This is a genomic window from Paenibacillus apii (genome assembly GCF_011043685.1).
Lineage (GTDB): Bacteria > Bacillota > Bacilli > Paenibacillales > Paenibacillaceae > Paenibacillus_AQ > Paenibacillus_AQ sabinae.
Map to the genome: position 1 here is coordinate 37,206 of NZ_JAAKGU010000011.1, position 24,472 is coordinate 61,677.

The window sequence follows — 24,472 nt, forward strand, 5'->3', positions numbered from 1 at the left end:
CATACGACTGGAAGGAAGTCTTCGGGGACATCGGTATTCTTAAAGAACAAATAAGCGCCCTCTACCTTATACAGGTTCAGGCGCTTATTTTTTATTTTACTTGGATCTCCGATAGAGAATGGATTAAAAAATCCGCATGCGGAGACAAATCCTTTTCCGAGCCTTCGTACGTAATGAGCCCGATTCCGATACTGCCGGCAGCTTTCGCCATTTGGACATCCGCCACGGAATCACCGACAATGGCCAGCTCCCCGGGTGAAATCTTCAGCATCGCACAAGCTTTATGCACCATTTCCGGGTCCGGTTTTCCTTTGCTTACTTGCTCAGGGGTTATCACAAAATCCAGCACATGATCGACTTTCAGCATCTGCATGAGCCGTGATGTGCGTTCGTAAGCATCCGATGTCATGATCCCGACGGATATCCCTTGGGAATGCAAATTATGAAATATATCAGGCACGTTATCCGTCGAGTGGAAAGCATGCTCCAATTGAAGCTGCCGGTCGGCGTTCGCGAAAATTTGCTGCGCCTTTTGCTTGCATTCGAACCAGGACCATCCCTTCAGACGATAAAGGAGCCCCGCAGTCAGAATGATTTCCTCCAGCGTCGTGGCTACTGCCAGCACCCCAGTGTAGTCAACGTGATCCGGCTGCGTAAACCCCATCATGGCACTCCACTCATCCCCGTCTTCGGGACCTGCAAGACGTGTAAATTCGCTCTTTCTCAATTCATCAATGTAGGACCAGAATTTCACGGAATCGAACAAGGTGCCGTCTTTGTCGAAAGCTACCGCCCGAACATGTAAGATTTCGGAACCAACCCATATTTTTTTGCCATCCTGCATCTTAATTCATGCCTCCTTATGCTACTTGATGTGTGTCTGCAAATGCTGTTCGATGCGTTCTTTATCTCCACTGCGAATCAGTTGAAGCATTTCGCGGTGTTCTTCCACTACGGTCTGTAAGGAGGAATGGCTGTAGCCCTGAATGAGAAAACGTGCGTGGAGCTTGCCCGAGATGCTGTTCCAGATGCGGAACATGGCGGGTGAAACACATTGTTCTACAATCCGTTCGTGAAATTTCAGATCCAGATCCGAGAGACGGTCCAGATCATCCTGGTCGCTCGCTTCCTGCATATTCAGAATAATGTTGTCCAAATAGGCAAAATCGTCGTCTGTCAGCACGCTGACAGCCTTCTGAGCAGCGAACAATTCAAAATTGCGCCGGGTAGGCACGAGCAAATGAATGACTTCCTCTTCGGAAAGGTCAACAACGACCGTTTCCCGGTAAGGATGGGAAATGACCAAGCCTTCTTGCTCCAAAATTCGGATTGCCTCGCGAATCGGACCACGGCTGACGTTCATCTGCTTGGAGATCTCCACCTCGCGCAATCGGGCCCCCGGCTCGAGATGCCCCTTGATGATGGCTTCGCGAATTTCCTGGTAAACAAACTGACGCAAAGAAACGGTATCATTTTTTTTAAATTGAAAGTTCTCAAAATCGTTTGGACTTGTCATAAAGAATCTCCGATCTGGTTATTGTTTACAATAAACAATGTACTTGCTTCAATAAAATATTGTCAACGAGATTCATTACCCTGTGAACGTTGATAAGCATATTATACACCAAAACAAATTGTTGACAATCTACAATCGACATTTTATATTATTGTCATGAAACATCACACCCAGCAGGAGGAGATATGACGTGAAGATCACGAAGGTTGAAGCAATCCCAGTAAGACAAAGCAGCACGATTGAATTAATCAATGACAGCGCCCAGGATGGAATCATTATTAAGGTGCATACGGATGAAGGAATTACCGGGATTGGCGAAGTGGATTCGGCTCCGTGGGTCGTCAAGTCGATTATTGATACTCCTTCCTCCCACCGCATTTGCCGAGGGCTTGGGGAAATGCTCATTGGAGAGAATCCTTTCGAAATCGAACGTATCTGGGAGAAGCTGTATGTGGGAAGCACCTTCTATGGAAGAAGGGGAGTTGTCATCCATGCCATCAGCGGGATTGATATTGCGCTGTGGGATATTATGGGCAAGGCACTCAATCTGCCGGTGTACAAGCTGCTTGGCGGCGCGCAGCGCGGCAAGGTTCGGGCGTATGCAAGCACTTTGATGCCCTATACCCCTCAGGAGGCCTATGACGAAACGAAGAAGTGGGTCGAGCACGGCTATACGGCGATCAAATTGGGTTGGGGCGGATTTGAACAGGGTAACCGGGAGATTGTAGAGTTGGTGAAAGCTTGCCGTGAAGCAGCGGGCCCGAACATTGATTTGCTGTTCGACCTCGGCTTTATTCCCTCCGACGACCACCCGATCGACGCCGCCTCGCGTATGGCGCTCGCCAAAGAGCTTGAGCCTTTCACTCCTTACTGGATCGAAGAACCGCTCTTTGCCGACGATTACGAAGGATACCGCAAATTGGCGGAATCAACCTCCATCCGCATTGCCGGAGGAGAGAATGAAACGACGCGCTACGGCTTCAAAGAACTGATCGAGCAAGGCGGAGTCGACATTGTCCAGCCGGATGTGACCCGCTGCGGAGGACTCAGCGAAGCGAAGAGAATTGCCCAGCTTGCCCAAGCGCATCATATTACCTGTGTGCCCCATGCCTGGAGCAGCGGAATCGTTGTGGCCGCCTCCCTGCATTTGGTCACGGCCATACCGAACGGCGCATTGCTGGAATACTGTGTAGCCGAGACGCCAATCCGTCAGGAAATGCTGCTCAGCGACGTTACCGTCAAGGACGGGTATGCCGAAATTTCCGACAAGCCCGGTTTGGGCGTTGAGTTGAATGAAGAGGCGCTGGAGAAATACCGCTGTGACCGATAGAACCAGGGGCTTATTTCCGTAAAAGCGTCAATTGAAAGCCAGAATGCCAATGGAGGAGATATAATGGCGGGCATGATGAGAGCACTTATATGGGAAGGGGACGGGATTCTGGCTCTAAGAGAGGTCCCGATTCCCGAGATTCATCCCACCGAGGTACTGGTTCGTGTAAGCTATACCGGTGTCTGCGCCACGGATGTTGAAATCATAAAGGGCAAGTTCCCCTATTCCCCGCCTTATATATTAGGCCATGAAATAACCGGGAAAGTAATTGAGACGGGCGGTAATGTCAAAGAATTGAAAGAGGGAGACAGGGTCGTAATTGATCCGGGAGTGCCCTGCGGCGAATGTTTTTTCTGCAAAGCTTCACAGCCGGAATTTTGCGCGAATTATTGTGAGCTTGGGATCAACGAAAACGGCGGATGGGCCGATTATGTCAGGGTTCCGGCAAAAAGCGCACACAAAATTCCGGCTGAAATGAGCGATGTTTCGGCTGCGATTTTCGAACCTATGGCTTGTCCCTTTGGAGCTGTGGATAATGCAGGCCTCCTGCCCGGGGAGCATGTGCTCATTTACGGAGACGGTCCCGCCGCCTTGTATTATACGCAAATCGCCAAAATGATGGGAGCCGGACGCATCTGCGTCGTTTACAAACTTCCGGAGCGCGCGGAATTACTTCAAAGATTCGGAGCAGACGACCTGATCCCATTCGATGGACAGGCCGCCGCGCTCAAAGAGCATCCGAGCATACGTGACAGAGGCGGCTTTCAATTGGTCATCGACGCCGTTGGTTTGTCGGATACCGTGAAAGATGCGGTTCGATATGCCAGCACAGGCGGAAGGATTATCTTGTACGGTTTTAATGATAGTCATACCGATCATTTTCCGCACAGAGAAATCATTTTTAAAGGCATCCGTATTTTCGGTCGGACCAATTCCCCTGCTGTCTGGTCCAGAGCGATCGAATGCGTGGCACGTAATCAAATCGAGTTGAATCCATTGGTCGAACGGGTGGTATCTCCGGAAGAGGCGAAAGAGATTCTGCTTGCCGGCAACCTTACCGGTCTAAAGACAATCATTTCTTGGGCAGATTAATTAAGGGAGGAAGAACATGAAACTGAAACATGTACTGATTGTTCTGATGTCTGTAGTCATTCTGGTTGGGCTCAGCGGATGTGGCGGCAACGCAAGCTCCACAAATTCAGGCGCCCGAACGGCAAGCTCTGCTGCTCCCGCAAATGGCGGCGAGGATCTGGCGAAGTTCAAAGGTGAAACGATTAATGTGCTGTCCTGGGAAGGATATCAGGAAGATGAATGGGTGAAGCCTTTTGAACAAAAATACGGCGTAACCGTTAAAGTCACTTATGCCGGCAGCGTTGATGAAATGTTCGCCAAAGCAGCGTCCGGTTCTGTAAAATACGACCTGATTTTCATGGATGGCGGGTCCGTAAACCGTTACTACAAAATGAATTTGATTCAACCGATTGACTTGGCGAAGCTCACGAATACAAATCAGCTAATCGCAAATATGAAGTCGCTCAATGATAAGCACGTAGTAAAGGACGGAAAGACCTATGCGGTTCCGTTTGCCTGGGGTTCGCTGCCTATGATGGTCAACACGGATAAAATCAAAGAACCGATTGACTCTTGGAACGCATTGTGGGATCCGAAGTACAGCGGAAAGATCGTTACCCTGGACGATGCGGCTAATCAAACGGCAATGACAGCGATGCTTCTTGGCTTCGAAGATCCGTATAACCTGACGGACGAGCAGATGGAACAAGTGAAGAGCAAATTGCTCGAACAGAAACCGCTGGTTCGTACCTATTACGCCGGCTTTGAAGACGGAAAAAATCTGATGGCAAGCGACGAAGGCTGGATCGGCTTCTCTATGGGACCAACAATGATCACGGATCTTCAAAAAGAAGGAAAGAATGTCGTAGAAGTGATTCCGAAAGAAGGGGCTTTGGTGTGGATTGACAATGCGGTCATCGGCAAGGATGCCAAAGATCCCGAACTGGTCCACGTATATATCGATTATCTGATTTCGTCGGAAGTTCAGGCGCAGCTGATCAAGAAGACGAGCTACGGCGGGGTGAATGCCGATTCGGCAAACAAGCTGACCGACGAGGAGAAAAAGGTTTCGCATATGGATGATCCGAATTACTTCAACAATCTTGTGTACGTAGCTTTCCCCGAAAGCTTTGAAAAGCGCGTGAAGCTGTGGAATGAAGTCAAAGCGGCCCAATAACCGATTCATCTGCATGAAAGGGTGCGGCTTAGCGGCCGCAGCCTTGCTTTGGAAAGGAGAGACCTCATGATCAATCAAGAACAGGCTGTAGTGGAGCTGCGCCAGGTATCGAAACGATTTGGCAATTACGAGGCAATCAAAGATTTAAACTTGTCGATCAGAAGAGGGGAATTTTTTTCCGTTGTGGGACCGAGTGGTTGCGGTAAAACGACAACGCTGAAAATGATAGCGGGATTTGATCATGCGACCGAGGGGGCGGTATATCTATCCGGAACCTCGGCTAACCATATTCCTCCCTACAAGCGAAATGTGAACACCGTGTTTCAAAACTATGCCCTTTTTCCCCATATGACAGTCTATGATAACGTGGCCTATCCTCTAAAACTCAGGAAGGTGCCGAAGAATGAGATTCGTTCCAGAGTGATCGAAAGCTTGAAGATGGTAAGCATGGACCCATTTCTTGATCGTTCTCCGAATCAGCTCAGCGGCGGACAGAAGCAGCGTGTCGCGTTAGCCCGGGCACTCATTTCCAAACCGGAAGTTCTGCTGCTGGATGAGCCGCTTTCCGCGCTCGATTTTCATCTAAGGCAAGAAATGCAGCGGGTGCTGAAGCATCTGCAAAGGGAAGTGGACATCACTTTCGTGTACATCACGCACGATCAGGGGGAAGCACTGAGCCTGTCGGACCGTATTGCCGTTATGAAGAACGGCGTGCTGCATCAAGTGGGTTCGCCAGAGGAGATTTACGAAATGCCCCAAACGAGCTTCGTTGCCGGTTTTATCGGAAAATCCAATCTGATTAAAGGAAGAATGGAAGGGCCAACCCGCTTTGTGAGTGACGCCGGGCTTCAAGCGATGACAAATGAGGCTTCGAATCTCTCGGGAGAGCCGCATGTTTACATTTCGGTCCGTCCGGAGAAGCTCCGGACCTCCAAAGACGATGAACGGTATGTTAACCGTCTCAGCGCGGTCTTCGTGGAAGAAACCTATTATGGCGCAGATAGAGAGCTGACGTTCAGAGAGGCCGGAGGAACACATATTCTATTGAAGCAGCAGAAGGATGACGGGAACGTGAAATTCTCTGAGGGAGAGAGCGTGGATCTGTTCTTCCGTCCGGAGGATGCGGTTATCGTCAAAGAGTGGGGGAGCTAAGATGTACGGGAAAAACCTGATGCTGATTATGATTTCCATGTGGGTACTCTTGTTCATCGTCCTGCCTGTTTCTGCGATGCTGCTGTTCAGCTTCTGGAGTATTGATAATTTCCAGATTGTTCACAGCTTTAGTATTCAAAATTACTCGAAAATTTTCCAAGACCCAATATACTTGTCATTGCTTTGGAAAACGATCAAGCTGGCTTTGATTGTCGCGGTGCTGTCGGCGCTTATAAGCTATCCGTTGGCATTGTTCGTCAATCACCAGAGAGGAACCTTGAAGACGATCCTGTTTCTTGGGGTGTTGGCTCCTTTGTGGGTAGGTTATTTAGTGCGGATCTATTCCTGGAGGTCGATTTTGGGAGAATCCGGGTTCATTAACTCGCTCTTGGTATTGACGGGGATTTTAAAACAGCCTTCCTCGTCGTTGTTATTCAACAGCTCCGCGGTCGTCATCACGATGCTGTGCATCGCGATACCGTTCACTTTTATCCCGATCTATAGTGCCATCGAGAAAATTCCCGGTAATCTGCTGCAGGCTGCGGCAGATTTGGGAGCAGGCGGATCAAGGGCGTTCTGGACAGTTGTCTTTCCACTCAGTATGCCGGGTGTCGTGACGGGGTTTATGTTCGCCTTCATCACCTCGTTCGGAGACTACATGACACCCTCGCTGGTCGGAGGCACATCGGGTATTATGTATGGAAACATGATTCAAACGCAATTCGGCAACAGTTATAACTGGCCTCTCGGCGCTGCGCTTTCGATGATTATGCTGCTGTTCCTATTGGCGGTCATTGCGGCAGCGCGCAAAATCGGGAACGTACAGGCTATCTTTGAGGAGTAAGGAGGCTGTTCATGAAGTATTTGAAATATGTGGGGGCGCTGCTATTTGCGTTCATCGTATACACCTTCTTGTATCTTCCGATTCTGGTGACGATCCTGTTCTCCTTCAATGAATCGAAAGTCCAGGTGCTCCCGATCAAGAAGCTGACATTTGATTGGTACAGGGGGTTGTTCTCGAATACGGAGCTCTGGGTTGCCGCGAAAAACAGTTTATTGGTTAGCCTGCCTGCCACGTTGTGCGCAATTGTATTTGGTACACTGGCGGCCTACTTGTTTCAGCGGTACCGGATACGCGGGGGAACATTCCTGCAATTTTTGATTCTTCTTCCTTACATTTTGCCGGGAATTATTATTGGGACATCGCTCAACCTGCTGTTCAAGTTTCTGCAGGTGGATGCTTCTCTGATGACTGTCATTATCGGGCATATCACGTTTATTACACCAGTTGTAATGTTTCTGGTTATGGACCGTTTGAAAAGATTTGATCGGAATCTGGAGTTTGCATCTATGGATCTGGGCGCCTCGCCGATGCGGACCTTTCTGCTCATTACACTCCCGAATATCAGAAGCGCGGTGCTGGCCGGAGCGCTGCTCGGGCTGACGATTTCGTTCGACGAAGTTATTGTTTCCTTCTTTCTGATCGGAACGGACAATACCCTGCCTATGCTCATCTGGTCCATGATCCGTCACGGCTATTCGCCGCAGATTAATGCGGTCTATACGTTGATCGTCTTATTTTCGTTAGGCTTGATCGCGATCGCGGGCAGCAGACTGTTTGCACAGCGGAATTCGAAGGCTATTACTGAGGAATAACTTGCGAGGGGTTCATAATGGCAGAGCTATACGTGCGGCCCATTATTTATGGGAACTATGGAAAATGTGTGGAAGTTACAAACGGCACGATAAGCCTCGTCGCAACGGTAGAGTTCGGACCGAGAATTATCCGCTTTGGCTTTACTGGCGGCGATAATGTATTCTTTGAAGATACCGAGCGGCAGTTTAAAGAAACAGGCGGGGATTTCTCGGTTGTCGGCGGAGGCGAATGGCATATTTACGGAGGACACCGGCTGTGGACGAGCCCGGAGTCTGTCCCCCGAACGATATACCCGGATAATGGACCCGTGCGGTGGCGGACGGCCGGAAATGGCATTGTGCTGACCCCTGATACGGAAACCTGGACCCATGTGCAAAAAGAGATTGAGGTGCAGATGAATCCCGAAAGCGGCGAGGTTACGATTCATCATCGTATTACCAATACCGGGGCCTGGCCGGTCACCTTTGCTCCCTGGGCCTTGTCGGTCATGGCTGAGGGCGGTAAAGCGATTATTCCCCAGGCGAAACGAGAGACGCTCGTACTTCCAAATCGTGTGCTCGCTTTATGGCCCGAAAGTCAAATGAACGACCACCGTGTCTATTGGGGGGAGCGTTATATCCTGCTGCAGCAGGATGAAACAGCGAAGCCTTTTAAATTCGGAACCAATAATGAAGAGGGCTGGGCCGCCTATTTCAACAAGGGCCATTTATTTATCAAAACCTACCTGCACAACATTCATGCGGTTTATCCGGATTATGGAGTTTCGTTTGAATGCTATACGAATCATCTTTTTCTGGAATTGGAGACGCTGGGTGAATTAAAGACCGTAGCGCCGTTGGAGACGGTATCGCATACGGAAACTTGGAAATTGATTAGAAATGCAAGCTTGTCATTGGACAATGAAAACGAATTGGAATCGGCGATCCGTCCGTATTTGAATAATGAATATAACAATGGCTCGGAACCAAAGAATCCGGATTAACAATAACCTGCTGCAAACCGCAAGCGTAAAAGCCGTAAGAAGGCTAAGCCATGTGGAGTGCGGCAGGTATTTTTATTGTTATATTAATGCACAATTTGATTTACATTTAGTGTGCATAAATTTGTCATTGTTGTTATTCATATTGGATTTAATTAGGTGAATCGATGAATTAATCCTTATTAATATTGCATACTTTGTAATTAGACTGATATGATTATGCTTTTTTATAAACATTTTAATTGTCAAATGAACAATTTATTTTTACAAAACGTATTGACGTTAGGTGTGTAATTTGGTAAATTGTAAATGCAGAAAGAAATAAGTGGATATGAAAGCCCTTTAATTACTCTTGCTGCATCAAATATAAAACTTTACAAGAATGGAGGTAAAGGCGTTGCAAAACTCAGTCGAAGTGGATTACAGAAAACCGGTAATTAGACAAAAGAGCTCCGTATTTGAAAATGTGAAGAAGCACTACTTTCTTTATTTATTGCTCGCTCCGGCTTTGATCCTGACCCTAATTTTTAAATACGGCCCTATGTATGGTGCAATTATCGCCTTTAAGGATTTCAGTCCGATCAGAGGGATTTTGGGAAGTGATTGGGTAGGTTTTTATAACTTTGAGAAGTTCCTGTCTTCTCCCAATTTCACAGATATACTTATGAATACGCTTAAATTGAGTCTTTTCGGCTTGCTTTTGGGCTTCCCCGTTCCTATCCTGCTTGCCTTGATGCTGAATCAGGTGCGCAGGGCCGGCGTTAAGAAGAACATCCAATTAATGCTGTACGCCCCTAACTTCATTTCCGTTGTTGTCGTGGTTGGGATGCTGTTTATCTTCCTGTCCCCTACAGGACCGATCAACCAGCTGTTCAGCTTAATTACCAATGAGCCGATTATGTTCATGTCCAAACCGGAGTACTTCCGCTGGATCTATATTCTTTCGGATATTTGGACAGGGGCCGGCTGGGCATCGATTATCTATGTGGCCGCTCTTGCCAACGTCGATCCCGAGCTGCATAATGCGGCCAACCTGGATGGCGCCAATCTTCTTCAACGAATCCGCCATATCGATCTTCCAACCATCCGCCCGATTATGGCCATTGTCTTTATCCTTGCGGCGGGCAACATTATGTCGATTGGTTTTGAGAAGGCTTACCTGATGCAGACGGCGACGAACTTGCCGACAGCCGAGATCATTCCGACTTACGTTTACAAAATCGGTTTGCAAAAAGGCGACTATGCTTACTCGTCCGCGGTTGGATTGTTTAACTCGGTCATCAACGTTGTCCTGCTCGTTACGGTTAACTTCGTTGTGAAGAAACTGAATGAGGATGAAGGTCTTTACTAAGAAAGGAGTCGCAAGTCATGTTCATCAAACATTCCCGGCTGGACCGATTTATTCTCATGCTGAACACCACCTTTTTGATTCTTGCCGTATTGATGGTGCTTCTGCCGCTGATTTATGTGGTGATCGCATCATTCATGGACCCGTCGGTGCTGCTCAACCAAGGATTATCATTCCACATCTCCGACTGGACAATAGAGGGATACAAGAAGATTCTTACGAATCCAGCCATGATTCGAGGATTTGGCAACGCTATATTTTACGCTTCCGCATTTGCTATACTCACTGTTATGGTTTCGATTTGTGCAGGATACGCCTTGTCGGATGAGAGGCTAAAGGGAAGAGGCTTCTTTATGACCTTGTTCCTCATTACGATGTTCTTTGGCGGCGGACTTGTTCCAACTTACCTGCTGGTCAAGAATCTGGGCCTGCTTAACACCGTTTGGGCCGTGATCATTCCCGGAGCGGTCAACGTATGGAACATTATTTTGTCCAGAACCTTCTTTAAAGGAGTGCCCAAAGAACTGAGGGAAGCTGCCAATGTGGACGGGGCGTCCGAGATGAAGATATTCATGAGCATTGTACTGCCGCTCTCCAAACCGATTATTTTCGTACTTGCGCTTTATGCCTTTGTCGGCCAGTGGAATTCCTACTTTGATGCCATGATCTATTTAGATAATCCGAGCCTTCATCCGCTGCAGCTCGTGCTGCGTTCCATCCTGATTCAGAATCAGGTCGATCCAAGCATGATCAGTGATCAGCTCGCCATGGCGGAAATGAAAAAATTGTCTGAAATCATCAAGTATGCCGCGATTGTTGTGTCGAGTTTGCCGCTCCTTGTGATGTATCCGTTCTTCCAAAAGTATTTTGAAAAAGGTGTCATGGTCGGTTCCCTTAAATAGGAAACGAGCTGCACATAGATGAAATATTTATATCCATACTAATCTGGAGGTCATATCCTATGAAAAGGCTGAAAAGATCAAGAGTATTAGCAAAAGCAGCTTCCGCTTCTGTAATCGCTTCCCTCGTTCTCCTTACGGCATGCAGCAGTGGAGGGGGAGGAAATTCGGCAAGCAAAGAACAGGATCCAAACGGTAAAGTAACCTTGAATGTCATTACACAAAGCTCTCCGCTGGCACCGGCCGATCCCAATGAAAAGCTGATCAATAAACGTCTCGAAGAAAAAACGAATGTTCATATTAACTGGAAGAACTTCACCAAAGACGTCTTCGTGGAAAAAAGAAACCTGGCGGTAGCAAGCGGCGATCTTCCTGATGCGATTTTCAATGCGGACTACAGCGATTATGAGCTGCTGAAGCTTGCCAAAGACGGCACCATCATTCCGCTGAATGATCTGATTGACAAAAATATGCCGAACTTAAAAAAGGTGCTGGAAGAAGCCCCTGAATACAAGGCCATGATTACGGCTCCGGACGGAAAGATTTATGGATTTCCATGGATTGAAGAGCTGGGTGAAGGAAAAGAACGTATTCAGGCTGTAGACAGCATGCCTTGGATCAATGTCGATTGGCTCAAGAAGCTTGGGCTGAAAATGCCGACAACAACGGAAGAACTGAAGAAAGTGCTGATCGCGTTCAAGACCCAAGACCCGAACGGCAACGGTCAAGCGGATGAAATTCCTTTGTCCTTTATTAACAAGCCGGGTGCGGAAGATCTGACATACCTCTTTGCCGCATTCGGTGAAGGCGAGAACCCTGACCATGCGGTTGTAAGCAATGACGGTAAAGTAATCTTTTCGCCGGCAGAGGAAGGCTACAAGAACGCGGTTTCCTATATCAATGAGCTGTATAAAGAAGGCCTGATTGATGTGGAAGCGTATACACAGGACTGGAGCACTTACCTGGCCAAAGGGAAGGCCCAAAGATACGGTCTCTACTTCTCCTGGGATAAAGCCAACATTTCCGGCGCAAACGAATCTTACCAAGTATTGCCGCCGCTCGCAGGACCCGATGGTCAAATTAACGTAACCCGTACAAACGGTATTGGCCTTGCCCGCGGTAAAATGGTTGTTACAAGCGCGAATAAAAATCTGGAGGCGACTGCAAAATGGGTCGATCAGATGTATGAGCCGGTTCAGTCCGTACAGGACAACTGGGGAACTTATGGAGACACCACGCAGCAGAATATCTTTGAATTTGATGAAGCTAAAGGCATGCTGAAGCATCTGCCGCTCGAAGGCGCGGCTCCGGTTGAGCTTCGTGAGAAAACGAGCGTCGGCGGACCGCTGGCTGTCCTTAACTCCTACTATGGCAAGTACACGACCGTACCGGATGACGCCAAAGGCAGAATGGATATCATCAAGAACATCATGGCTCCGCACATGAAAGAGGAAAACGTAATGCCAAGCGTATTCAACTCGATTGAAGAGCTGGACCGCCTGACTACGATTGAAGCCGACCTGTTCGCCTATGTCCTCAGAATGCGTACCGAATGGTACCAGAACGGCAAAGTGAATGAGCAGTGGGGCGATTATCAGAAAGAGCTGAAACGCCTCGGCCTGGATGAATGGCTGAAGATCAAACAGGACGGCTACGACAGAGCCACGAAATAATAAGCGATAAACGGCAAAGGCCGTGTTCCATGCAGTAACCTGCAGGGACACGGCCTTTTTCAATACATGAACGTTCCTATCATCAAGTCAATTTCATGGTGGAAATACAGGTGTTATCGCCTTCAAAAGTAGAGATTTCGGATTCGCTGCTTTTGCCGCCTTGCTCAATTTGAACATGGAACTTTTGGTCCCGCGGGAGCCAAAAATCGATAAATCCATTGTCAAACGTTTCAAATACATCTTTAATGACGACTTTGCCGTCCGCATCCGTTATCGTTACATTGAATTTCTCCTTCTCCATTTCTCCCTGGCAGCCGGTCAGGCTATGCGTGGCGCAGGGATGCGTCTTGTTCACATAGGGAGCAATGGACACGAAAAACTCGTCATCAGGCAGGCTGTAGGTCGTTTTGTTATTGTTCTCGGCAGTTACGGTAAGCTTGCTCGAAGTAATCGATGCGGATTTGGCTTCCAGCTTCCCCGCGCTGTAATCGTTAACCAATTGTTTGATGTTCGGGACCGTCTGGTTGGCGGTCTCTTTTGTTTTGCCCCCGCCCCCGATGGCATACGCTCCTACAAAGACAGCAATTAAAGCCCCGGTAATCAAAAGCTTTTTTCTCATGTTTGAACTCCTTGTCTGTTTTTTCTGAACAGAATTTATGGTCTTCTCCAGGCACCGCTAACACCTGCTGAAAATTGTAAGTTAGACGGGGGCATTTTTGCAATGACTTCAGTTCTCATCATTCCTGATCCCCCCATGAAAAGCCCCGGCCGATAAAATATCGGACCGGGGCTGGTTGACGATCAACTGACGAGATAAGTGCTTGGCTACCTGCAGAAAAAGAGATTGCGGTTTAGGGTGCTTAACGCTTGTCTTGGAGCGTTTAGTTCGCCAGCCGCAGGGTCTGCTGCAGGCCGTTGACGCTGTAGCGGTTAAAGGTTACTTTGCCTTCCAGGGTGACGATCCGCAAGGTATGGTCGCCGTCCGGAAGGTTGTTTTTCTCAAATACGACTTTATTATACCCTTCGAGATCGGCGGAGGTCAGATCAATCGTATCCTGCAGCACGTTGTCGATATAGACATCGGCTCTGCCTAAATTGCTCTGCACATTCGCGAGCCAGCGGACGCCGGTTCCCGTGAAGCTGAAGGATGCGACCTCCGCCGTCGTTTCGGTTTCGTTCCAGCTTCCGTTGTCATTGGTCACAATGCCCGGAGAATAATAGACGCCCGCATCGTTAAAGGCGTAATCATGCCAGCCGGAATCCACCGTTAACGACTGCTTGGGAGTGAGCTCTGCGAGGTCGATATTTACGCCTCCCGTATTGCTGCCGTCATGCCGCAGCATGATCGTGTTCGGCCCGTCCTCCAGCGTGACATCGGCCATGATGCTCTTGTAGGCTCCGGCGCCCGAGTTCTTGCCGGTTGAAACGAAGGTCAGCTTCTTGATCATCTTGCCGTTGACATACAGATTGAGCGTGGCATCCGCCGAGGTGGCGTAACCGACGTGGAGCGAATAGCTGCCGGCTCCCGGCATGATATTGATGATGCTGATGCTCGATCCGTTGCCGTGCATGTCGCGGACATAGCTGCCGGCGGAGGCGGCGGGGTCCAGCGCCGTTTTGGCGATGCCGCCAAGCTGCGCCTTCTCGGCCTCATACAGCGGACCGCCGGGGGTAACCGGCATATCCGGCACGATGAGCTGCACCGGGTCGCTCGGAGCGGAGACGTTGCCGGAATCGTCGACCGCCCGAACCGTATACGCGTAGGTGCGGTCGTAGCCGATCGACGTATCCGTGAACCGCGTCACCGAGGACGGCAGCGCCGCGATTTCCTCTTCGTCGCGGTACAGGCGGTAGCCGGTCGTCGCCCGGTTGTCGGCCGCTTCGTTCCAGTCGATCGAAGCGGAATTCCATGACGTCATTGCCGCGCCGGCCATGACCGGTTTCTCCGGCGCCTGGTCTTCCTTCGGCGTCAAATAGAGCTGGACCGCTTCACCGGCGGCTACGGTAAGGTCAAGGTCCAGGTAGGGCGACACGCTTCGGTCGTCCACCGAATAGGCGGCGCCGAGCGTGCTGCTGTCCCGGTACTGCTCCACCCGGTACGCGCCGCTCTCCGGCAGGGTGACCCGGACGCTCACATGGCGCGCCGGGGTGCCGGCCGGCTCGAAGTTCACGACGCTGATGATCCGCTTGTCGGATGAAGCGCCGATCGGGGATGCTCCGAGCGCGCGCGTATCGACGGCGCGGACATAGATCTTGCGGCCGGCGGATTCGTCGCCGCTCAGGAAGGTGTAGGGCAGCGGCGCGCCGTGAGTCGCATACGCCGCCGCCAGGCGGCGGAAGGTGCGCAGCCGTGTCTCGCCGCCCTCCGCCGAGTTGGCCGCCCAGGCCGCCGTGTCCGCCGCCCGTTGTGTGCTCCAATTCGCCGGACGGGCGAACAGCGCATAGTTCGGGGACGACGAATCGAATGCGGTATGCTGCATGATATGGTCCGCATAGCCGATGTTCCCCCGCATTTCCCGGTCGAAGGCGGCGGCGAATTTATACGCCGATGCGCCGAATTTGCTCTGGTCGGCATGAAGATCGTTCGCTCCCGATTCGGTCATGACCATTTCCTTCGGCAGCCCTTCTTCCGTGCCGCCGCCATAGGTAAGCAGGTTCTCGTTCAAGGCGCCGCCGCGTCCCTGCGCAAGTCCGGACAGCCCGTAGCTGTGGCCGTTCGTCAGGTCCGACAGCGCTTCGATCGGCCGCCGCTGCGCGGGGTCCCTTTCCCAGCCGTACGGTGTACCCTTGGTCGGCCAGTAGGCCCAGCCGGGGGCAACCATCTTGACCCAAGGGGTGTTGGCCTGCTCCGACTTCAGGAACTGGGCCAGCTCTACAAGCGAGGCTTGGTTATGATTGAACACGCCGGGCTCATTGTCCATTTCAATATAAGAGAAATACGAGCCGTAATCGGCCATGAACTGGCGGTAATACGCCTTCATGCTGTCCGGTACGTGACCGGCGGTCATGTCGGCGCTGTTCATAAAGTCCGTGCCGAAGATCCCTGTCACTGGCTGGAGGTTCAGATCCTTCAGGGTCTGAAGGTAAGAGACGATGCCGCTTTGCCACAGTTTCCTTGTGTCGGACCAGAAGCCAGTCCGCATCATATTTCCGCTGTAGGCAACGCCGAGCCATTCTGTTAAATCAGGCAGAAGCCGGGTTACATCATCGTTGAACACGAATGTATTGGTGATGGCGGTGCCCAGATGAACATACCGGCCGTGGATTGGCTCGGAGGCCGGGGCGGAGAGCGCGGTCATCGACAGCTCGTCCCACTCGTACCACAGGTACCCGTCTCCCGAAGTGCTGGAATAGGACCCTGCGTATACCTCTAGCTTCAGCGTGTTGTCTCCGGCCTTCAGCAGCTCATTCGGTATATACAGACGGTAGAGGTCGCGGTAAGCGAAGGCGCCGCCGCTGCCGGCCGTACCGGCAATCTGCATGAGTCCCGCCAGCCTGCCGTTTGAATAGACGGCCATTTGAGGAACGGAAATATAGGCGTTCAGAATATGAACGTCGAATTCCAGGCCGTATGCAGGCAGAGTTGGAAGTGAGTAATTGAGGCTGAGCGTTTTGTTGACGCTGGCCTTCATCCCTTTCGGGAACGACTTCCAATTGCCGGACTCGGCATCCGGCGAATAGACGGAGTAAGAAGCGGTCATGGCTTTGAAATCGGAGAATTCGGCGGAGCTTCCGTTATGGACGCCGATGGTCCAGAGCGTTCCGGCAGGCACCGACTCCGGCTCTGTGGCGGCTGCGGAATCACCGTACACGTCTTGTGAAACAGACACAGGATTGGAGCCGCCCGTCTGCTGATCGGCGAAGACGATGCCGGCGGGATTGGACGGGCTGCCGATGGCAAGCCCCAGCGCAAGCAGCGCAGTGATGCCTTTGGCGAGGATGCGGGAGCGGAAACGTGAAGCCTTTCTTGGGGTTTTTTCGGGTAATTCGGGGACAGGTTGACACTTTGATTGGCATTGGTTCATCATGGTGAATTCTCCTCCGGTTCAAAATATCCCTTTACGCCGCCGGTTTGCTCGGGTAAGCAGACCAGTGCCCGGATTGGGCGGAGGAGGAATAACTTTTAACAAACGCGGCAATTCGTTCAAACGGCAGCAATCGTTCAAAAAGCTCTTCCCCCGGAATGCCAGGCTGCCGCGCTCCATAATGGGCATAGCGAACCAAGGACATTCTTTTTCCGGCAGCACGGCTGCCACCTTCGTCCTCCGCATGACGGGGAACGAAGAAGGCCCTATGGCTTTGCGTCCTTGCCTTTCGACAAGTTTGCCTTTGTCACAATGGGTGAAGCTGGAATGATGCAAAAGATGTGAAACTCAGGACCTGCGCGTCAGGCGGCAGATCATTGTGGAAAACAGCTGCGGCTGCGGCTGCATAGGCGGGAGGGAAGAGAATAGTGGGAAAAAAGGTCTGAAATATGTGGAAAATGATAGCCGATACAGCCTATATAAACCTTCCAGCAGTTCAATAGTAGTATCGGACCAGTGCAGAGAAATTGTTAGTCATCAAACAAGGAATGGTTCTTTTTAACCTGTTAAGAATGTAATGGATAGGTACAAATGACTATGTAGTCTCCCGTTCCACCAGGCTGAACGAGAGCGGCTGGAGCTGCGGATTTCGCCCGAGCAGCGCCGGAGCCAGCAGCAGAAAAGCGTTCTCCGCCTGGCCCGCGATCGGATTTCGGACGGTGGTTATTCCGAGAGTCCGTGACAGCTCCGAATCATCGAAACCGACGATGGCCAGATCCCGGGGCACGTCCAGCTGCTGCCTGCGCGCCTGGCTAAGAACGCCCGCCGCGACCAAATCATTGGCGCACAGAATCGCATCGGGCCGATCCGTTCCCTCCATCAGGGACTGCACCACCCGCTCGCCGTCGCGAATGCTGTAAATGGAGGAGTAATACCATTTCTCGGCAGCGGGGAGACTGTGCTTAGACATGATATGTTCATAGGCCAGCCGTCGGCTCCTGGTATTGATGCTGCCTGGGCGGCCGAAAGCATTGGCGATACGCGAATAGCCCCGCTCGATCAAATGCTCCAGGGCGAGGGCATAACCGTCATATTGATTCATGGCGACCGACGGTATTTCCGGATGGTCCATGCGCTGCCACGAGACGATCGGCCCGTATTTGCAGTACGAAGCAATGACGTTCGTATCGTTCACGGAGGTCAGAATGAGCAGGGCGTCGACTCTTTTTCTTTTGAGATCATCGAAGGCCTGAAGCTCTTTGTGCCGATCTCCTCCGGTGGTATAAATAATGGTTTGAAACCCGTACCGGACGGAAGTTTCGACGAAGCCTTTCATAAATTGCAGGATAAGCTCGCTGAGATCCATGGTGATCATGCCGATTTGCTGGGTTTGGCCCTTGGATAAAGAAACGGCGTTCCGGTTGGGCACATAGTCCTTCTCCTTCATGATGGCGAGAATTTTCTCCCGGGTTTCCGGGCTGACGTGGGGGGAGTGGTTCAGGACCCGGGACACTGTGGCTTTGGAATAACCTGACAGCTTGGCAATCTCGTCAAGTGTGGACATAGGACTTGTTCTCCTTCGCAAGAAAGTGCTTGACATGTAACGCGTTCCAAGGTTTAGGATGCGGAAATAGAGCAGTATTTCTATCTTATCACAACAGAAAAGGCGGGAAAAAACATGAGCTTGCAATTTCCGGAAGGCTTTTTATGGGGCGGCGCGGTTGCCGCGAACCAACTGGAGGGGGCATATCAGGAAGACGGCAAAGGGTGGTCCACTCAGGACGTCATGCCGCATGGAGTCAAGACGCCTCCCACGGAAGTCCCTACCGAAGATAATATGAAGCTGATCGGGATCGATTTTTATCACCGGTATAAAGAGGATATCAAACTGTTTGCCGAAATGGGCTTCAAGGTGTTCCGGACGTCCATCGCCTGGTCCCGGATTTTCCCGAAAGGGGACGAGCTGGAGCCGAACGAACAAGGCCTGCAGTTCTACGACGACCTGTTCGACGAGTGTCATAAATACGGCATCGAGCCGCTGGTCACCATCTCCCATTATGAGACCCCGCTGCACCTCGCAAGAGCATACGACGGATGGGTGAACCGCAAGCTGGTTGATTTTTATGCGCGTTATGCGAGAACGATTTTTACCCGTTACAAGGACAAGGTGAAATATTGGCTGACCTTTAATGAGATCAATTCCATTCTGGAATTCCCGTTTATGAGCGGCGGAATCAACACCCCGAAAGAGAAGCTGGGCAAGCAGGAGCTGTACCAGGCAATTCACCATGAATTCGTGGCCAGCGCCCTGGCCGTTAAGATCGGACACGAGATCAATCCGGACTTCCAAATCGGGTGCATGGTGCTCAGCATGCCGATCTATCCGCTCACTCCCCATCCGGACGATGTGATCAAGACCATGGAGAGCGATCACAAAAACACGTTCTTTGCCGACGTCCACGCCAGAGGCTATTACCCGGGTTATATGAAGCGTTTCTTCAAAGAGAACGGCATCCATATTCATTTCGAGCCGGGAGACGAAGCGATTCTGAAGCATACCGTGGATTTCATTTCGTTCAGCTATTATATGAGCATCTGCGAAACGGCCGACCCGGACAAACAGATCCGGGGGGAAGGCAACCTGCTGGGCGGGGTCCCGAATCCTTATCTGGAAGCCAGCGATTGGGGCTGGCAGATTGACCCCAAGGGTCTGCGCTACATCATGAACGCGTTCAACGACCGGTACCAGAAGCCGCTGTTTGTCGTCGAGAACGGGCTTGGCGCCGTCGACCGGCTCGTGACGGACGAGAATGGCGGCAAGACGGTGGAGGACGGCTACCGTATTCAATATTTGCGGGATCATCTCGTTCAGGTCGCTGAAGCCATTGCCGACGGCGTGGAGGTCCTAGGGTATACGAGCTGGGGCTGCATCGATCTCGTCAGTGCGTCAAGCGCGGAACTGAAGAAACGCTACGGCTTCATCTATGTGGACCGTCATGACGACGGCTCGGGAACGCTTGAGAGATACCGCAAGAAGTCGTTTCACTGGTACAAGGAAGTTATAGCAACGAATGGACATAGCCTGTTCAAATGAGAGCGATAGGCCGGCTTTTAACAGGCAGGGGATTGGCTGGATACTTTAGCCGGTCCCTTTTTTTTGCGGCAATCCTCATTGATTGGCCAAAGCAGGAGGTAGACCTGCCCCGCGCGCCTCAACCTTTGGGCCGGTAATACGACGGACTCTTGCCTTCGACGGTTTTGAAAAAGCGGCTGAACGCGTGAATGCTGGAAAAACCCATGTTCTCGGCGATGACGGTCAGCGGGTCGGCGGTGAACTGAATCATATGCCTCGCGGCGTGGGCGCGCATGAGCTGGTGGTACTGGATGGGACTCATGCCGAAGGCCTGCTGAAACAGGCGGACCAGATAGTGCTTGCTGATTCCGGACATTTTGGCGATTTCATCGAGACTGACTTTGCGGTTCGTATTATGCATCAAATATTGTTTAATGTGCATCAGGGAATGCATATTGGTCTCGACATGGGAGTTGAGGCTCCAATAATTTTCACGGAGCAGCTGAATCCAGAGCTGAATGAACAACCCTTTGACCTTGAACTCGTAGTAGGGCATTTTTGTTTCGTATTCGTAGATGATGTCCAGCAGCATTTTTTCAATCAGCACCGGGTTCTTGAGCCGCAGGTGGCTGGATAGGGGGACGGGCATCTCATCGATAATATCCGGCCGGAAATAGGCCAATTCCTCGGGTTCAATCTCTTCGATCGGCCGAAACGACACCTTTACCTTCTCGCTATCCTCCGTATAGAAGAAGTCAAAATGGATATGAGGCTGGCGCAGGCGCTGCTTGCCGACCTTGGTGATTTTATGCCGCTGCTTTGGACGGAACAGAAAAATATCGCCGCGAACGCCTTCATACACCGTATCCTCGATCGTCACATTCACCTTGCCTTCCATAATGTACAGCAGCTCATAATCAAACAACTGTCTCTCTTTAATCACCCAGGAACGACCTTCCACGATATTGTCCATGGCGACGCGGATGTAAGGCGAAATCTGATGCAGGATCATGATAATCAAGCCCTCCCCCTCTTTAAATGAAAGCGTATCACAAAAGCAAGAAATGATAAATAAAAAATAAGCTATGCTAAATACGCGGCATAAAAAAGGGGTTACGATAAAGATGTACTTCAAAGGCAGAAGCAATATTTGCCATCTTGAAGAATTCGATACAGAGGGGGACATACGAGCTATGAAGAAAAGATTTCTGATTGTTCTGATGGCATGTTTGTTGATTCTCGGTTTGGCAGCCTGCGGAAGCAATAGCACTCCCAAAAATGAAAACGCTTCATCCGAGGCGGGTCCGGTCACGATATCGATCGCCATGCACGTAGCCAACGTTAAGGAACAAGAGCCTTATATGTACGGCATTATTCAAAAGTTCCAGGAGAAATACCCCGATATCAAGATCGACCTTACGGGTGCGGAAACCCAGGAGCATGTCAAGAAAATGAAAATGATGTCCCAGTCGGGCAACCTTCCGGATATATTCTGGATGCTGCCGGCCCCGGCTAAGGAAATGAATCAGGCGGGACTGCTGCTGGATTTGACCGATTTCCTGAAGGGCAATCCTGATATTGCATCAAGCATTGATTCTCAAATGGTAAGCGATTACCAGGATGGGGGCAAGCAGTTCGGGCTGCCGTATCAGGCGCTTGTGACCGGGTTATGGTACAACAAGGCGTTATTCGATCAATACAAAGTCAAAGTACCAGAAACATATGAGGAGCTGCTGGCGGCAACAAAAGTATTCAAAGCGAACAACGTCGTTACCATTGCGAAGGGCTCGAAGGATACGTTCAGCACATGGGCTTTCCTCGGCATGCTGACCCGGTATGGATTCTTTGACAAAATTGGCGACATTGAGAGCGGCAAAGAGAAGTTCAACAATCCCGACTTTTTGAAGCTGTTCAACAAGATTGACGAGCTTCGGGTGAACGGGGCTTTCCCGGAAAATGTCTCGACGCTGTCTTACTTCCAGGCGGTCGAAATGTTCACCGGCGGCAAGGCCGCCATGCTGGATGCCGGCGTGTGGGAGACGAAGAAGATTGAAAGCAGCCCAATCGGCAAAACGGCCGGCTTCTCCTGGGGTCCGACCTTCTCCGACGGAGTCGGCAACCAGAAGATTGCCATGGCTGTCGCCGCGGCTCCGCTGGTCGCAAGCACGAAAGTCAAGGACGACCCGGCCAAGTATGACGCGGTTCAGAAGTTCTTCGCCTTTTTCTACAGCCAGGAAGGAGCGGCGGTAATGGCCGAGAACGAGGCGCCGCCGGTCGTGAAGTATACGGGAACCGTGGACAAGGCGAAATATCCGGTATACGCGGAAGTAATCAGCAAGCTGAATGAGCCGGGCTGGGAGCGGGCGAAGGCGCAGCCCGATCTGGTCGTGAGCGAGGCGGTGGCCAACCAGCTTAACGACAGCATTTACGGCGTCATCAACGGCATTTACAAGCCGGAACAAGCGCTCGATCTGATTGACCAGAAAGTTACGAAGTAACAGGGAGGCACAGGCTGCCGCCAAGCGCTCCGGCGTCTAAGCGGCAGCCGATACCAAACCTTCGGAAAGGCGGTTGATGTCATGATTGGAAGCTTTGCTCTGGGCGCGCTGATTCTTCTGCTGATTGTCTCGGCAAGTTCCGTAAGGTCCGAAGCCATTTCAGAGTATAACGGCAAGCCGGCTACAAGAAGCGGAGCAACCTCTGTCGGATGGGGGAGAAAGAAATGATCTGGCTTAGTAAACGAAGAACCATTTTTTTCATGCTGATTCCCACAATGATTATCTATTTGGGCTACATCATCATGCCCGTGCTCATTTCCTTCTACTACAGCTTGACCGAATATACGGGTATCGGCACGGCGAAATTTATCGGTCTGGATAATTTCAGCAGGCTCTGGCACGATTCCCTGTTCTGGATATCGCTAAAGAACACACTGATTGTTCTGGTCGTCTCGCTGCTACTCCTTCTACCCGGAGCTTTCCTGCTCGCCCTGATGCTCAATGTCAAGGTGAAAGCGGGCAACGCCGTCAAAGCGCTGAATTTTGCGCCAAGCATTGTCGCTCCGATTCTGGTGGGCCTGATCTGGGTGTTCATTCTCGACCCGCAAATGGGGTTGATCAACGTTATTTTGACCAAGCTGGGTCTCGGGCAATTCGCTCTGTCCTGGATTGGCGGGAAGACCTTGACTCCGTATTCGATCGGCATTGTGTTTACCTGGCAGATGATCGGCTTTCTGGCGACGATCTTTCTGGCCGGACTCAAGATGATTCCAAGGGACGTCTACGAATCGAGCTCCATGGACGGGGCGAACAAGATTCAGCAGATGTTCCGGATCACCATTCCGATGATGAACGAGACGGTCAAGATTAATGTCGTTCTTATTATTACGGGTGTGTTCAAAATTTTTGAAACCGTGCTGCTGCTGACGAATGGAGGCCCCAATCATTTATCCGAGGTCATGGTTACCTACATGTACAATATCACTTTTACCTCGGGCGAATACGGTTACGGCATGGCCATCGCTACGGTTACCTTTCTGCTGACTCTGATCTTTTCCCTGATCTATATGACCCTGAGCAGAAAGAGCATTGAGGAATAGGGGGAGAGTTCAATGAGTTATGTATCGGGTACCGCAACAGGCTCCGCTGTGAAAGAGGCGAAAGTCATGAAGAAGGGCCGCATGAACGGAAGTGCCGGCATGAACCTGCTCGCCTATCTCGTCACCCTTATCGTTCTGCTGCCTTTTCTATGGATGCTTCTGTTGTCATTCAAAACAAACAGCGACATTCTGAACAATCCGTTCAGTCTGCCCAAGACGCTGAGCTTTGACAATTACGAGCGGGCGTTTACGACGCTGAATATGGGGCTGCTGTATAAAAATACGTTCATCATCGCCGTCATCACGATCGTGATTGAAGTGCTGATTACGTTCATGAGCTCCTATGCCTTGACGCGGATGGTATTCCGCTCCGAACGCTTGAGGAATTCCTTGACCGCGTTCCTACTGGCCGGATTAGCCATACCGGCGTTCATCCTGCTGTTCCCGGTATACCGGCTGACCTTGTCCTTCGGGCTGCTCAACACGTACGCTTCGCTGGTCATTCCCTATATCGCGACCTCGATTTCCTTCAATACGCTGCTCTTTACCGGCTTTCTCCGCGGATTTCCGAGGGAGGTGGAGGAAGCGGCAATTATCGACGGCTGCGGTCTCCTCACGCTGGGCAGATCGGTCGTATTCCCGATTATTATGCCGGTGGTCGCCACAGTGTTTATTTTCAACATGCTGTATATCTGGAATGAGTTCCCGTTCGCGGTAACCTTGATCAGTGATGAAACGATGACCACGATCTCGCTTGGCATTTCCCAGTTCAAAGGCCGCTTCAACATTGATTACGGCGGCATTATCGCGGCAAGCACGCTACTTATTATTCCGCAGCTGGTGTTCTTCGCCGTCTTTCAAAGATTCATTATCGAAGGCATGACGGCCGGGGCTGTAAAGGGTTAAGAGTGTAAGACTTAAGCGGCAACAACTATTTTATATAGAAAAAATTATTTCACGCAAAGGAGATCTGA

The 24,472-nt window shown here is 50.8% G+C and carries 21 protein-coding genes and 1 riboswitch; of the genes, 15 read left to right on the forward strand and 6 right to left on the reverse strand.

Features of this window, described 5'->3' with window-relative positions:
• Positions 1-91 precede the first annotated feature (91 nt).
• Together G5B47_RS19985 and G5B47_RS19990 are read right to left on the reverse strand one after the other, a co-directional pair.
• Entirely contained in the window at positions 92-844 is a 753-nt protein-coding gene (locus tag G5B47_RS19985; RefSeq protein WP_165101868.1) for an HAD family hydrolase, read from the reverse strand.
• Positions 845-865: 21 nt separating this feature from the next.
• Complete coding sequence (locus G5B47_RS19990) at positions 866-1,516, reverse strand: GntR family transcriptional regulator (protein ID WP_165101870.1); 651 nt, start codon at positions 1,514-1,516, stop codon at positions 866-868.
• 190 nt (positions 1,517-1,706) lie between these two features.
• Between G5B47_RS19990 and G5B47_RS26065 the strand changes: the two genes are divergently transcribed.
• The 10 genes from G5B47_RS26065 (at position 1,707) to G5B47_RS20040 (ending at position 12,802) form a co-directional block, all read left to right on the forward strand.
• Positions 1,707-2,846 carry a mandelate racemase/muconate lactonizing enzyme family protein gene (locus tag G5B47_RS26065; protein ID WP_165101872.1) on the forward strand — a complete coding sequence of 380 codons (1,140 nt, stop codon included), beginning with the start codon at positions 1,707-1,709 and terminating at the stop codon, positions 2,844-2,846.
• 63 nt (positions 2,847-2,909) lie between these two features.
• A complete protein-coding gene (locus G5B47_RS20000; protein ID WP_165101874.1) occupies positions 2,910-3,938 on the forward strand; it encodes a zinc-dependent alcohol dehydrogenase in 1,029 nt (342 codons plus the stop codon).
• Between the two features lie 16 nt (positions 3,939-3,954).
• On the forward strand, positions 3,955-5,094 hold the full coding sequence (locus G5B47_RS20005; RefSeq protein WP_165101876.1) for an ABC transporter substrate-binding protein: 1,140 nt from the start codon (positions 3,955-3,957) through the stop codon (positions 5,092-5,094).
• Between the two features lie 66 nt (positions 5,095-5,160).
• The gene (locus tag G5B47_RS20010) at positions 5,161-6,246 is read left to right on the forward strand and encodes an ABC transporter ATP-binding protein (protein ID WP_165101879.1); all 1,086 of its coding nucleotides are present in this window, start codon (positions 5,161-5,163) and stop codon (positions 6,244-6,246) included.
• A gap of 1 nt (position 6,247) precedes the next feature.
• A complete protein-coding gene (locus G5B47_RS20015) occupies positions 6,248-7,090 on the forward strand; it encodes an ABC transporter permease (protein ID WP_165101882.1) in 843 nt (280 codons plus the stop codon).
• Positions 7,091-7,101: 11 nt separating this feature from the next.
• Entirely contained in the window at positions 7,102-7,902 is an 801-nt protein-coding gene (locus G5B47_RS20020; RefSeq protein ID WP_165101885.1) for an ABC transporter permease, read from the forward strand.
• A gap of 17 nt (positions 7,903-7,919) precedes the next feature.
• Positions 7,920-8,885: a hypothetical protein gene (locus tag G5B47_RS20025; RefSeq protein ID WP_165101888.1), complete on the forward strand. Its 966-nt coding sequence runs from the start codon at positions 7,920-7,922 to the stop codon at positions 8,883-8,885.
• 394 nt (positions 8,886-9,279) lie between these two features.
• Positions 9,280-10,233 (forward strand): ABC transporter permease, encoded by a 954-nt coding sequence (locus G5B47_RS20030; protein ID WP_235950137.1) that lies wholly within the window; start codon positions 9,280-9,282, stop codon positions 10,231-10,233.
• Between the two features lie 17 nt (positions 10,234-10,250).
• Positions 10,251-11,132 carry a carbohydrate ABC transporter permease gene (locus G5B47_RS20035; protein ID WP_165101894.1) on the forward strand — a complete coding sequence of 294 codons (882 nt, stop codon included), beginning with the start codon at positions 10,251-10,253 and terminating at the stop codon, positions 11,130-11,132.
• Positions 11,133-11,191: 59 nt separating this feature from the next.
• Entirely contained in the window at positions 11,192-12,802 is a 1,611-nt protein-coding gene (locus G5B47_RS20040; protein WP_165101897.1) for an ABC transporter substrate-binding protein, read from the forward strand.
• An 82-nt stretch (positions 12,803-12,884) separates the two neighbouring features.
• On the opposite strand, the gene G5B47_RS20045 is transcribed toward G5B47_RS20040, so the two are convergent.
• The 3 genes from G5B47_RS20045 to G5B47_RS20055 all read right to left on the reverse strand — a co-directional run bounded on the left by G5B47_RS20045 (position 12,885) and on the right by G5B47_RS20055 (position 18,391).
• Positions 12,885-13,421 (reverse strand): CueP family metal-binding protein, encoded by a 537-nt coding sequence (locus G5B47_RS20045; protein ID WP_165101900.1) that lies wholly within the window; start codon positions 13,419-13,421, stop codon positions 12,885-12,887.
• Positions 13,422-13,683: 262 nt separating this feature from the next.
• Positions 13,684-16,830, reverse strand: a complete 3,147-nt coding sequence (locus G5B47_RS20050) for a CBM35 domain-containing protein (protein ID WP_165101902.1) — start codon at positions 16,828-16,830, stop codon at positions 13,684-13,686.
• Between the two features lie 208 nt (positions 16,831-17,038).
• A riboswitch (cyclic di-GMP riboswitch) is annotated at positions 17,039-17,140 on the reverse strand.
• Between the two features lie 282 nt (positions 17,141-17,422).
• Positions 17,423-18,391 carry a LacI family DNA-binding transcriptional regulator gene (locus G5B47_RS20055; protein WP_165101905.1) on the reverse strand — a complete coding sequence of 323 codons (969 nt, stop codon included), beginning with the start codon at positions 18,389-18,391 and terminating at the stop codon, positions 17,423-17,425.
• A gap of 114 nt (positions 18,392-18,505) precedes the next feature.
• Here G5B47_RS20055 and G5B47_RS20060 point away from each other — a divergent pair, with 114 nt between their 5' ends.
• Positions 18,506-19,921 carry a glycoside hydrolase family 1 protein gene (locus G5B47_RS20060; RefSeq protein WP_165101908.1) on the forward strand — a complete coding sequence of 472 codons (1,416 nt, stop codon included), beginning with the start codon at positions 18,506-18,508 and terminating at the stop codon, positions 19,919-19,921.
• Between the two features lie 118 nt (positions 19,922-20,039).
• On the opposite strand, the gene G5B47_RS20065 is transcribed toward G5B47_RS20060, so the two are convergent.
• Positions 20,040-20,912 (reverse strand): AraC family transcriptional regulator, encoded by an 873-nt coding sequence (locus G5B47_RS20065; RefSeq protein WP_165101911.1) that lies wholly within the window; start codon positions 20,910-20,912, stop codon positions 20,040-20,042.
• 181 nt (positions 20,913-21,093) lie between these two features.
• Between G5B47_RS20065 and G5B47_RS20070 the strand changes: the two genes are divergently transcribed.
• From G5B47_RS20070 to G5B47_RS20085, 4 genes are all read left to right on the forward strand, one after another.
• Positions 21,094-22,398, forward strand: coding sequence for an ABC transporter substrate-binding protein (locus G5B47_RS20070; protein ID WP_165101914.1), 1,305 nt, complete (start codon positions 21,094-21,096; stop codon positions 22,396-22,398).
• A gap of 81 nt (positions 22,399-22,479) precedes the next feature.
• Positions 22,480-22,626 (forward strand): hypothetical protein, encoded by a 147-nt coding sequence (locus tag G5B47_RS20075; RefSeq protein WP_165101917.1) that lies wholly within the window; start codon positions 22,480-22,482, stop codon positions 22,624-22,626.
• Positions 22,623-23,498, forward strand: coding sequence for a carbohydrate ABC transporter permease (locus G5B47_RS20080; RefSeq protein ID WP_165101920.1), 876 nt, complete (start codon positions 22,623-22,625; stop codon positions 23,496-23,498). Before G5B47_RS20075 ends, G5B47_RS20080 begins: the two co-directional genes overlap by 4 nt.
• Positions 23,499-23,510: 12 nt before the next feature.
• The gene (locus G5B47_RS20085; protein ID WP_235957238.1) at positions 23,511-24,404 is read left to right on the forward strand and encodes a carbohydrate ABC transporter permease; all 894 of its coding nucleotides are present in this window, start codon (positions 23,511-23,513) and stop codon (positions 24,402-24,404) included.
• The last annotated feature ends 68 nt before the right edge of the window (positions 24,405-24,472 follow it).